This is a genomic window from Mesorhizobium sp. M0968 (assembly GCF_040319065.1).
Taxonomy (GTDB): Bacteria; Pseudomonadota; Alphaproteobacteria; order Rhizobiales; family Rhizobiaceae; genus Mesorhizobium.
On the sequence record NZ_JAMYNL010000041.1, the window covers coordinates 21,149 to 31,689 of the forward strand.

Genomic DNA, 10,541 nt, shown 5'->3' on the forward strand with positions numbered 1-10,541 from the left:
AGCGACAAAAGTCCTACCCAGCAATACGCTTGAGCTATCATTCAGCCGCTGCATGGGATCGACCTCGACACAAAGAGGCGCGGCAATTCGGCTCCAGCTACACCGTCGCGGCCGGATCAGGGGCGTTGCGGTTGAGATGAACCGCAATCGAATTACGGTTCACCAGGCGAGCCGCGAGGACACGGTGTTCAAACGGTGCGGTGTCGCCAGCCAGCCTCTTCAAGAGAAGCTCGGCTGCCGTCGCCCCGATCAGATGCGCCGGCTGCGCGATGGCTGTGATACCTTGGGCCACGAACTGCATCCAGTCGAGATCGTCGAAGCAAAGCAGCGAAACCTCTCCCGGAATCGCAAGCTTCAGTGCGGATGTCGCCTCCAGAACGCCTGTCGACATCACACCGTCGGCGGTAAACAGGGCGGACGGCGCATTGCGCATTGTCAGCAGATCGAGTGCCTCCTTTCGGGCTGCCTCGCTGGAATAGACCGCCACGCGGCGGATCAACTGTGGATCCGGCGAAATGCCCGCAGCGCGATGGGCTTCGAGATAACCCAACAACCGTTGCCAGCTTGGATGATGGTAGCGAACGTCGGAGCTGGAGAGATCAGCGTTTGTCACAAAGGAACCAACATCATCGCGTTGGTCCGGCCCGAGTTCCGCCAATATTCCGATGCGGCTGTGTCCGGCGGCGATGACCGCCGCTATGCTGCTACGCGTTACAGAAACGTTATCGACCACGACCGAATCGGTTTCCATGCCCGCCACGATGCGGTCGAACTGCACGACGGGACAGCCGGCCGCGACTGCGTCACGAAGATGATCCGGCTTGTCCAAGAAGGTCGATGAGACGACTAAACCATCGACCTGCTTTTCCAACAGCAGCTGCACCGCCTCTCGCTCGAGTTCGGCATTTTCGTCACTATTCGTAACGATAACCCCGAAGCCGCCACGGCGCGCGACGTCCCCTATTCCGCGCAGCACGCTTGCATAGAATGGGCTTTCGATGTCGCCTACGACAACGCCGATAGTCTGGGTCTTACCGGTGATCAGGCCTTTGGCCAGGCGATTGGGCCGATAACCCAGCGCAGATGCCGCGGCGCGCACCTTCTCCTGGACCTCAGGGCTGCTGTACCCGTAGTCACCAAGCACGCGCCCAGCCGTGGCAGAGCTCACTCCAGCCCGGCGAGCGACTTCGATGATAGTTGCGTTTTTGGATCTTTGAGTCACCCAGCAAGTCCCGCCGACCATGCAACGTCGTGGCGACGAACTAGCGGCAGTTAGGCACGCCCCGCAAGGCCGAACACCGCAGAACCCGCCGCTGCGCACACCATTTGAATTACAGCACCTCCGACAGAAAGCGTCGAAGACGCGGGCTCTGCGGATTGTCGAATAGGTCTTCTGGCCGGCCTGCCTCGACGATCCGCCCCTCGTCCATGAACACGACCTGGTTCGCGACCTTGCGAGCGAAATTCATCTCGTGTGTAACGACCACCATCGTCATCCCGCCCCGCCCGAGGTCGGCCATCAAGTTCAGGACACCTTTGACCAATTCTGGATCGAGGGCGCTGGTGACTTCGTCGAACAGCATAATTTCGGGTTCGAGCGCGAGCGCACGCGCGATGGCCACCCGCTGCTGTTGCCCGCCCGAGAGATTGGCCGGCCGATGGTCCTTGCGCTCCAGCAGTCCGACTTCATTTAGCCTCGCCAAGGCCGCGTCATTAGCCTCCTCGCGCGACATGCGTCTAACTTTGCGCAGCGCCAAGGTGATGTTGGCGAGCGCGCTACGGTCGGGGAACAGATTGAACTGCTGGAAAACCATGCCCACGCGCCGCCGGAGTTGGTCAGGGGTCTGCTTGTAGATGCTTTCGCCGTCGAGCAGAATGTCACCGGCTCGACATTCTACGAGACGGTTGAGGCAGCGCAGCAAGGTCGACTTGCCCGATCCGGACGGACCGATAAGGCAGGTGACGGTCCCGGGCTCCACTTTCAGACCGACGTCATGCAGCACCTGGACGGCGCCGTAGGCCATGTCGATATTCTTGACCTCGATGCCGCCACCCTTGAAGCGTGTGGGCGCTGCTGCAGGCAACGTCGCTGTTCCCGGCACAACGGTTTCGGCAAGCTCGGCGACCTCCTTGAGGCCACTCTGCACGGCGGTTATTCGTTTGCCGACGCGCATGCGCGCGTCGATGTAGTTGACGAGATGGGTCAGCGGCACCGTGATCACGAGATAGAACACTCCGGCCAGCAATAGCGGCGACAAGTTGCCGGTCAGCACAGCCTGGTCCTGGCCGACGCGGAACAGTTCGCGTTCGGAGGCGAGCAGACCAAGGAAATAGACCAGGCTGGAGTCTTTGACATTGCCGATGAACTGGTTGACCAGTGCAGGCAGGACGCGACGGATGCCTTGCGGGATCACCACCAGGCGCATGCCTTGGCCATACGTCATACCGAGAGTGCGCGTGGCGTCGATCTGACCCCGCTCGACGCTCTGAATGCCGGCGCGGAAAATCTCCCCGATGTAGGCTCCGGCGATCAGGCTGAGCGCCAGAATGCCCAGCGGATAAGGCGATGGACCGAACAGATCTCGGCCCAACCGCGCGAAGCCTTGGCCAATGATCAGGATTGTGACAATGGCAGGAAGCCCACGGAAGATATCGGTGTAGACTCGGGCAAGGAGTTTCAGCGGCCGGTTCTCTGAAATTCCCATGACTGCGAGGACGATACCGATCAGCGTCCCGAAAAACGTCGAGGCAAGGGCCAGGATCAAAGTGTTCTTGAGGCCGACCATCACCATGTTTGGCAGAACTTCTGCCATCGCCTGGAAATCAAGGAAGCTGCGGGCGAAGGTATCGAACCAGCTCATATCAAGTCCATCTATAACTCGGCCGGGCACCGTTGCTGACGGGCCCGGCCGGAAACGAAAATGAATACGCGCGAATTTACTTCTTGGGCAGATATTGATCCGGCATCGGAGTGCCCGGGAACCATTTCTCATGCAGCCGTTTCCAGGTGCCATCGTCCATGGCCTCGCGCAGCGCCTTGTTGAGCGCCTCGCGGAAGGCATCGTTGCCTTTCTTGACCACGAACCCGGCCGGCGCATCGAAGGACGGCACGTTCATTGTTATCTTCAGGTTCTTATAGCGCTCCACATACTGCTTGGCGGACTCATAGTCAGTGAAATGGCCATCAATCGTCCCGTTATTCAGCGCCGCCACCGCAGTGTTGTTGTCGGGAAATTTGACAATGTCGCCCTTGAGGTTCTTCTCGGCATAGATTTCCTGCAGCGTTCCCTGGATCACGCCGATGCGCTTTCCGGCGGTGCTCTCATTGCTCGTCAGTGCCGGATCCGCCGAAATGATCGACAGGTAGCCGGCGAGATAGCCGTCGCCAAAATCCACGGTCTTCTTGCGCTGCGCCGTTGTGCCGATGGCGGCGACAGCGACATCGAAGCGGCCGTTGGCAACGGAGGGCAGCAGCGCCGAGAATTCCTGGCCGGTGAAAACGACCTGCGCCTCCTTGAACCCGAGCCGGCGCGCCACATCACGGAAGAGTTCGGCGTCGAAGCCGGTGAAGTTACCGTTGGTATCGGTGAAGACATAGGGTTTCGCATCGCCCATGGTTCCGACGCTGATCACCGTCGGGTCGATGAGGTTATAAGGGTTGTCCGCCGCGTTTGCTTGAGTTGACGAGGCCAACGTGCCAAGTCCTGTCAACAGCGCGATCGTCAGCGCCAGACCGGATTTCAAAAGTAGGCGCCTGCTCGAATTCGTGTGCATGTCTTCTCCTCTTACGATTGGCCGAACTCGGCCTTGCGATCCCACTCGACGTCTCATCTATCAAAACGCTCTTGGACGGCGTTCGGCCAGGAAGGTGAGAACGTTATCATTTTCTCTAGCATTGTCCATTTCTCGCGTCAATTGTTTCGGAGAATTTCGCAGCTAGATGGTTTCCAGTGTTAAGCGTGGGGGATCTTCGGCGTCATCTTTCCTAAGTCGATTGCTGTCGCATGGCCGATCGCCCCGTAGTACCGGCAGGTAGCAGCCGCCGCGTCCGCGGCATGGCCGAGGATGTCTTGAGGCGCCTCCTTCTTAAGCAGGCCGAACAGCGTTCTTGCGATGAAGGTGTCGCCCGCGCCCAGGGTGTCGACGGGTTTGACCAACCGCGCCGGGGTTCGGTAAGAGACGGTGTCGCCGTGAAGCACCGCGCCGGCTCGACCACGAGTCACAAGAACCCACTTTGAACCACATGCAAGCAATTCGGCCGCGATTGCGGCCAATTCCTTCTCGTCGAGACCGTCACCCGAGACACAAGCCAGATAGCAATAGGGTCCAATCTCGCGTCGATGTCCCGGTTCCCGTCGCGTGGAAAAATCATAAGACAACAGTGACTTACTTGATACAGCGGCAACCCACGGGTCCAAACCGCTGGACTGGCCGATGTGGACGGCCTGAAAGCCCGAGAGAAAATCCAGATCTTCTTGCGTCGGCGTAAACACCGAAACTCCGAGATCGAAGTCCAGGAAAATCCGATCGGCGTTGCGGTGACCTATGAGGCAGTAAGCGGTCGGTCCCTCGAGACGCCGTAATCGGGTGATGTCCACGCGCTCCGACGCCAGTGCAGTGCAGATAAGGTCCCCTGCCCGGTCTTTGCCGATCGCTCCGACATAGGCCGATCGCCCGCCGAAGCGGCTGACATAAACCGAGACATTGAGGCAATTTCCACCAGGATACATCTCGTCGCGAGCAAGATAACAATCGACCACGTTATCGCCTATCGCGGCAATCTTGACCATTGCAGGACTTTCAGTTTAAAGGGTGTGATAACGTTCGCACAATGGCCGCCCACCTGTCAATTGTGGGCCCCCCCTAGCTCTGCCAACGAGACGAGGAAGCTCATGATTTCCGCCCTGCCCTCCGACGTGGAACGCGCCCTGACCGCTACGGCGGGCAGGCAGTTTTCGCACCTATTCCTCGTGGCGTGCGGCGGTTCGCTCTCGATCATGATGGCAGGCAAATACTTCGTCGACCGTCACAGCGGCACATTCGCCTGCGACATCTACAACGCGGATGAGTTCGTCTGCCGAGACCCGCGACGGTTGGGACCTGACGCGCTCGTTGTCCTTTGCTCGCAGACCGGCACCACCCGCGAAACTGTGCGAGCGGCCAATCATGCAAAGGATCGAGGCGCAACGACAATCGGCATGACGCTCGACCAGATATCGCCCCTCGCGCTGGCGGTCGACCACGCAGTCGCCTACCAGGCCTCCTACACGACGGGCAAAGCAATCGATTCAGCCTGCAGCAACTACGGCGTGCTCTATATGTTGCTCGCCGGCCTGATCGATGCTCGGGAGGATGCCGGGCTAACTGCCGATCTGCTGACGAGCCTGAGCCATCTTCAGCCGGCGATCGAGCGTGCGCACCGGACCTATGCCGACCGGTTTCAGGCCTTCGCCCCCCGTTTCGCGCCGCGCAATGCGATCTACACACTGGCCAGCGGTGCCAGCTATGGTGCGGCCTATTCGTACGCCATCTGCGTGTTGATGGAGATGCAGTGGTACGATTCGCAGGCCATACACGCCAACGAGTTCTTTCACGGCCCATTTGAGGTGGTCGACCGGGATACTTGCTTCGTGGTCTTGCTGGGTTTGGACGAAACGCGGAGCCTTCCCGAACGTGCCCGAGACTTCCTTTTCAAGTACGGCAGACGGGAAAACGTCCTGGTGCTCGATGGAGCTGAACTCGACCTCAGTGGTATGTCCGAACACATCAAACCCTATCTCGTGCCCTTGGTCTTCTTCGACACGCTTTGGCGTTTTGCCTACGAGCTGGCCGCCCTGCGCGGCCGTCCAATGCTTGAGGGCCGGCGCTACATGAAGAAGCTCACCGACTATTAGTTCCGCCGCGCTCTGCAGCCATCCAACAACTCCCAGCCCGGCTTCTGCGAAGAAGGATTTCTCTATGACTGCATCACCAAAGCCGCGCCATGTCGTTGTTATCGGCGCGGGCATCTTCGGCATCTCTTCCGCATTGCACCTTGCTCGTCTTGGCCTTGATGTAACGGTTGTCAACGACGGCGCGCCAGCCAACGGTGCATCCGGCCGTTCACTTTCCTGGCTGAACTCAGCGCGACGTGCGGACACTGCCTACCACCGCTTGAGGCTTGCAGGCATCGACCGTTATCGGACCCTGGCCGCCACAAGGCCGGAAACGGGATCGTGGCTTCGCTTTGACGGCGGCCTCACCTGGGATGCGGATGACGAGACGAACCAGATCGCGTCCGTCTGCCAGTTGGAGCAGGATATTGGTTATGACGCGCTTCTGCTCGGCCCTGCCGAAGTCGGTGCAGTGGTGCCCGGCGTCAACGCGAGCGCAATTACCCCCCAGGGCGCCATCTTCAATCCTGGCGAAGGATGGGTTGACCTGCCGTCTTTGATCAGTCTGCTGCTCAATGAGTTCCGCTCCCGTGGCGGCAAGTTTGTTCGGGACGCTGGACGCGTCCGGATAGATGCCACAGGTGGTCGCGCGCGTGGCGTCGTCACTGCCGACGGTGTGCCGGTAAAGGCGGATGCAGTGGTCCTTGCGGTCGGGCCAGCGACGCCTATCATGCTCGCAGAGATCGGAGTTCGTGTCCCCGACGCCACGCCAATTTCACTTCTCTTGAAGACCAAGCCGATCAAGACCGAGCTCCGTGCCGTGCTGAATACGCCCCGCGTGGCGGTTCGCCTGACGCCGGATGGCGCACTTGTTTTGGATTCGGCGTGGTCGGAGGAAGAAGTCGTGGTCAACTCTGACGGAACCTACACCGTGCACGACAAGACCGTCAAAGGACTGCTCGAGGAGGCTAGTGCGGTGCTCGAGGGCAATCCGCGGCTCCAACTCGCTGCCTATGCAGTTGGCCCGAAGCCCATCCCCGGCGACGGCGAGCCAGTGCTTGGCTCCGTCGAGACCGTTGCCGGACTTCACGTCGCCTTCAGCCACAGCGGCGCCACGCTTGGATTGATCGTCGGCGAATTGCTTGCCAAAGAAATCGCCTCTGGCAATCCGCATCCCATGCTTGCAACGTTCCGCCCTAATCGTTTCAGCTGAAAGGGCAATTTGGGGCAAGGCCGAACTGTCCAGATGGGTCGCGGGCCTGGGGAAGAGCCGCGTGATCAGGTTGTCGTGCTACGGCAACAGAGACGGCGAGAGGTCGGCGCTGCGCGTCCAAGCGCGAACGCTCGAAGAAGAATGCCCCGCAAACTATGGTCAGATAGCCACTCGCGATCCACTGGAGTGCGCTAACCGCGACAAGTTGCGCAAGCTTCCGCCCGCAAAATCAGACACTGCGCATGATCAGAAGCCGTTGCTCCAGAACGATTTCACCTTGTCAAGAGACGGCCCGCCTTGCGGCGTGCGAGGGGTCGGCAATGACTTGACCAAGCCTTGACCAAGGGGCAGGATTGCGCCTATCGTCGCGTGCAAGAGCGATTGTCGAGCAATCCACACTCAGCTCGGCAATGAACACGGCTCACCACGTTGACCCGACGCGCGCAAGGACAGGAAATGACCATCACGGTGAAAGTTGGCGAGGCCAAAACGCATCTCTCGGAACTGCTTTCAAGGGTAGAAGCCGGCGAGGAGGTGATTATTTCGCGCGGCAACGATCCCATCGCTAAACTGTCGCGGATTCAACGGCGCAACGATGTCGAAGCCGTGATCGAAGAGATCAGCGCTGCCCGCGCTCGCGCCAAGCCCGTGACGCAGGACGAAATTCGGGCCTGGCGCGATGGAGGGCGTCGCGCTTGATGGCGATCATCGTCTGATGCCTTTCGTTGTCGACTTTTCCATGGCCGCTGCCTGGATTCTTCCTGATGAAGACAGTGAGGCGGCGGCCGCCCTGATGCGACGATTGCCGGGAGCAACGGCGCCTGTCCCTTCCCTGTTCTGGCACGAGGCGCGTAACGTCGTATTGATGGCCGAGCGGCGTGGCCGCATCGCGGCGGGCGAAGCTGCCACCACCATGGCACGGCTGCGCCGATTGCCGCTGGAGGACGCCGGCGGCGGGTCGGACGGCGCAGTGCTGACATTAGCGGCTTCGCACGGGCTCAGCGCCTATGACGCCGCCTATCTGGCGCTGGCAATCGAAACCGAGTTGCCGCTGGCCACCCTCGATCGGAAGCTCGCACTTGCCGCACGCCGCCAGGGAGTCCAAATTCTCGGGCCGCTCGCGAATGGCAATTGACCTCTTCGCTCGACCACCTGCCTATGTTGTTCGACGTGCAGAAGTCTTTGACGCTCTCGATTCCGTGCTGACCTTCTCGCCGAAGAAACCCGAGAAGATCGGAGGTAGACCGCACCGAAGAGTCTCTACCTTGTTGGAATCAGATGCAGTGCAGACTTCCCGCCCTTCACGGCCGCCGCTGACAGCTTGTGACAGCTTGCGGTCAAAGCTGGCAAGTTGGCCGCCGCGCGCCTTGGCAAGCGCGAGAAGGTAGGTAGCCGTCACCTGCGCCGAGGTCAGGATTTTGGCTGCATCAATGTCGCCGGAGCCAACCAGGCTCACATCGTCGGGCCAGAAGCTGTGCCCGTGCAGGGTCCGCAACTTGGTAACGATTCGCGCAACAACAGCTGGTGAGCCGGGAGAATTGGGATATCTTTGGTTGCCGACGATGCGCAGGACGCCGTTTTCGGTGAAGGGACACGTAGCCATGCCGAGTTACCGGTCTCTTCGAACTCCATGGGCGACGTGGCCAGGATCTATCAGTGCGATCAGCACATTGACATCGAGCACGTCACGGCAGTTCGTCTCGCAAGGCGTTGACCGTCTCAAGCGTGACGGGAGGTGCATCCGGCCGAGGTGGCAGTAGAGGAATCCCGTTGCGCTCGCCGCCGGCTTGAGGCCGACGCAGCGAGCGCCGGGCGAGATCGGTGATGACCTCGCCGAGGCTGCGATCCTGCTGCCGGGCGATGGCCTTGGCTGCAACCAGGATATCGTCATCGATCGCCAGTGTGGTTCTCATGTTGCCCTGCTTGGTGCGCATCAACATCACGCATCATATAAAATAGCGACGTCGGATACTCAAGCGATGCGAATACCCGGCGGACTTGGCGTGAACGCATTTTGTGCCGGAAGGATCGTCGCTTCACGGCTTCAACCTTTGTATGCGACGAGAACTGCGCCCGCTGCAATCAGTGAAACGCCAAGCCAGTTCGGCAGGGACAATTGTTCACTGAGGAAACCCACTCCGAATACTGTGTCAAGCGCGCCGCTTAGCCTGGCGTCACCGAGCAACTCCCCCTCCCATAATGCAGCATCAGGGCTGCGGTCACATATCTTGATTGTGTTTGCCGACGTCAGCCAGCTCCAGCCACGTCGACAACAGCCTTGATCAGACCGGACTTCTGCTGCGCCCAGATCGCAATATCGCGTGGGCTGTCTCGCAGGGTAGTGCGATGGGTGACGAGTCAGTCGATTGGTATTTTTCCAGCGCGGATCGAGGCAATGACGTGCTGAAAATCGCTACGCGTCGCGTTGCGACTGCCGATCAGCATCATTTCCCGCTTGTGGAACTCTGGATCTGAGAAGGTTATGTCGTCCGGCACGACGCTGACCATCACCATGACGCCGCCATGGGCAACATAGGCAAAGGCAGCCTGCATCGAACGGCTGTTTCCCGTTGCGTCGAAGACGACGTCGAAACCTGCTCCCGCAGTTCGCTCCGCTATCGTTTCGACGATCGGTCCCTTCGACCTGTCGATCACCAGGAAGCCCAATTGCCTTGCGGCAAAGGCCAGCCGCTCGCATCGACGTCCATGACGGTCACGTTGAGGTGCGCTATGCACGCAAAAAGCGCGGTGCCGAGGCCGATCGGCCCGGCGCCGATAACCAAGGCGCGAATGCCCGGCCCCGCCATGGATCTGCGCACCGCGTGAGCACCGATGGCCAGAAACTCGACCGTGGCAGCGTCGACCGGTGACAGGCCGGCCGCAGGTATCAAGTTCTGCGCCGGCACGAGAATCTGCTCGCTCATGGCACCGTCACGGTGCACGCCAAGCACCTCGATCGACATGCAGCAGTTCGGCTTTCCCTGGCGGCAGGCGGCACAATTTCCGCAGGCAAGATAGGGGTTGACGAGGATTTGCTCTCCGACCGACAGGTCCACGGGCGCGTTGATTGCCGCGATTGTTCCCGAAACCTCATGGCCCATGACGCGCGGATAGGCGAGATAAGGATGCCTGCCCTCGAAGATGTGGTAGTCGGTTCCACATATCCCGACATAGGCGACATTGATCAGTGCCCAGCCTTCGGGCGGAGTGCCTGATGCCTGCTGCTCCTCAAACACCAGCCTGCCCGGCTCAGCGCATCGCACGACTTTGATGGTGGGGCCCATGACTAGAATTCACCCCCCTTGCTAAGCTGGAGTCCGGCAACAGGAAGTGGTGCCGCGGGGGGATACGCCCGCCCCCGGGGGGGTGAAGACAAATCCCTTACCCGTGTGTTTTTAAAAAAATTCCCGGGCCCCCCCCCCCTAAGTGTTGATATGGGGGGGGGGCGGGTGATT

The 10,541-nt window shown here is 60.2% G+C and carries 9 protein-coding genes and 3 pseudogenes; 4 read left to right on the forward strand and 8 right to left on the reverse strand.

Going from position 1 to position 10,541, the window contains the following annotated elements; all coding sequences use genetic code 11:
* Positions 1 to 97 precede the first annotated feature (97 nt).
* From NKH67_RS31690 to NKH67_RS31705, 4 genes are all read right to left on the reverse strand, one after another.
* The gene (locus NKH67_RS31690) at positions 98 to 1,243 is read right to left on the reverse strand and encodes a LacI family DNA-binding transcriptional regulator (protein ID WP_352921396.1); all 1,146 of its coding nucleotides are present in this window, start codon (positions 1,241 to 1,243) and stop codon (positions 98 to 100) included.
* Between the two features lie 88 nt (positions 1,244 to 1,331).
* Positions 1,332 to 2,861, reverse strand: coding sequence for an amino acid ABC transporter permease/ATP-binding protein (locus tag NKH67_RS31695; RefSeq protein ID WP_353032705.1), 1,530 nt, complete (start codon positions 2,859 to 2,861; stop codon positions 1,332 to 1,334).
* A 76-nt stretch (positions 2,862 to 2,937) separates the two neighbouring features.
* On the reverse strand, positions 2,938 to 3,774 hold the full coding sequence (locus NKH67_RS31700) for an ABC transporter substrate-binding protein (protein WP_353032693.1): 837 nt from the start codon (positions 3,772 to 3,774) through the stop codon (positions 2,938 to 2,940).
* Positions 3,775 to 3,953: 179 nt separating this feature from the next.
* Positions 3,954 to 4,790 carry a PfkB family carbohydrate kinase gene (locus NKH67_RS31705; protein WP_352994076.1) on the reverse strand — a complete coding sequence of 279 codons (837 nt, stop codon included), beginning with the start codon at positions 4,788 to 4,790 and terminating at the stop codon, positions 3,954 to 3,956.
* Positions 4,791 to 4,892: 102 nt separating this feature from the next.
* Here NKH67_RS31705 and NKH67_RS31710 point away from each other — a divergent pair, with 102 nt between their 5' ends.
* From NKH67_RS31710 to NKH67_RS31725, 4 genes are all read left to right on the forward strand, one after another.
* Positions 4,893 to 5,894, forward strand: coding sequence for an SIS domain-containing protein (locus NKH67_RS31710; RefSeq protein ID WP_353032695.1), 1,002 nt, complete (start codon positions 4,893 to 4,895; stop codon positions 5,892 to 5,894).
* 64 nt (positions 5,895 to 5,958) lie between these two features.
* On the forward strand, positions 5,959 to 7,086 hold the full coding sequence (locus NKH67_RS31715; RefSeq protein WP_353032697.1) for an NAD(P)/FAD-dependent oxidoreductase: 1,128 nt from the start codon (positions 5,959 to 5,961) through the stop codon (positions 7,084 to 7,086).
* A 456-nt stretch (positions 7,087 to 7,542) separates the two neighbouring features.
* Positions 7,543 to 7,785, forward strand: a complete 243-nt coding sequence (locus NKH67_RS31720) for a type II toxin-antitoxin system Phd/YefM family antitoxin (protein WP_353032699.1) — start codon at positions 7,543 to 7,545, stop codon at positions 7,783 to 7,785.
* Positions 7,766 to 8,221, forward strand: a complete 456-nt coding sequence (locus NKH67_RS31725) for a type II toxin-antitoxin system VapC family toxin (protein WP_353032701.1) — start codon at positions 7,766 to 7,768, stop codon at positions 8,219 to 8,221. Before NKH67_RS31720 ends, NKH67_RS31725 begins: the two co-directional genes overlap by 20 nt.
* Before the next feature lie 125 nt (positions 8,222 to 8,346).
* On the opposite strand, the pseudogene NKH67_RS31730 reads toward NKH67_RS31725, so the two are convergent.
* The 4 genes and pseudogenes from NKH67_RS31730 to NKH67_RS31745 form a co-directional block, all read right to left on the reverse strand.
* Positions 8,347 to 8,827 (reverse strand): annotated as a pseudogene (locus NKH67_RS31730) (PIN domain-containing protein).
* Positions 8,772 to 8,999, reverse strand: coding sequence for a CopG family transcriptional regulator (locus tag NKH67_RS31735; RefSeq protein WP_353032703.1), 228 nt, complete (start codon positions 8,997 to 8,999; stop codon positions 8,772 to 8,774). Before NKH67_RS31735 ends, NKH67_RS31730 begins: the two are co-directional and overlap by 56 nt.
* Positions 9,000 to 9,130: 131 nt before the next feature.
* Positions 9,131 to 9,232: pseudogene (locus NKH67_RS31740) on the reverse strand (EamA family transporter); the annotation flags it as partial.
* Positions 9,233 to 9,333: 101 nt separating this feature from the next.
* A pseudogene (locus NKH67_RS31745) lies at positions 9,334 to 10,358 on the reverse strand (zinc-binding alcohol dehydrogenase family protein).
* Between the last annotated feature and the right edge of the window lie 183 nt (positions 10,359 to 10,541).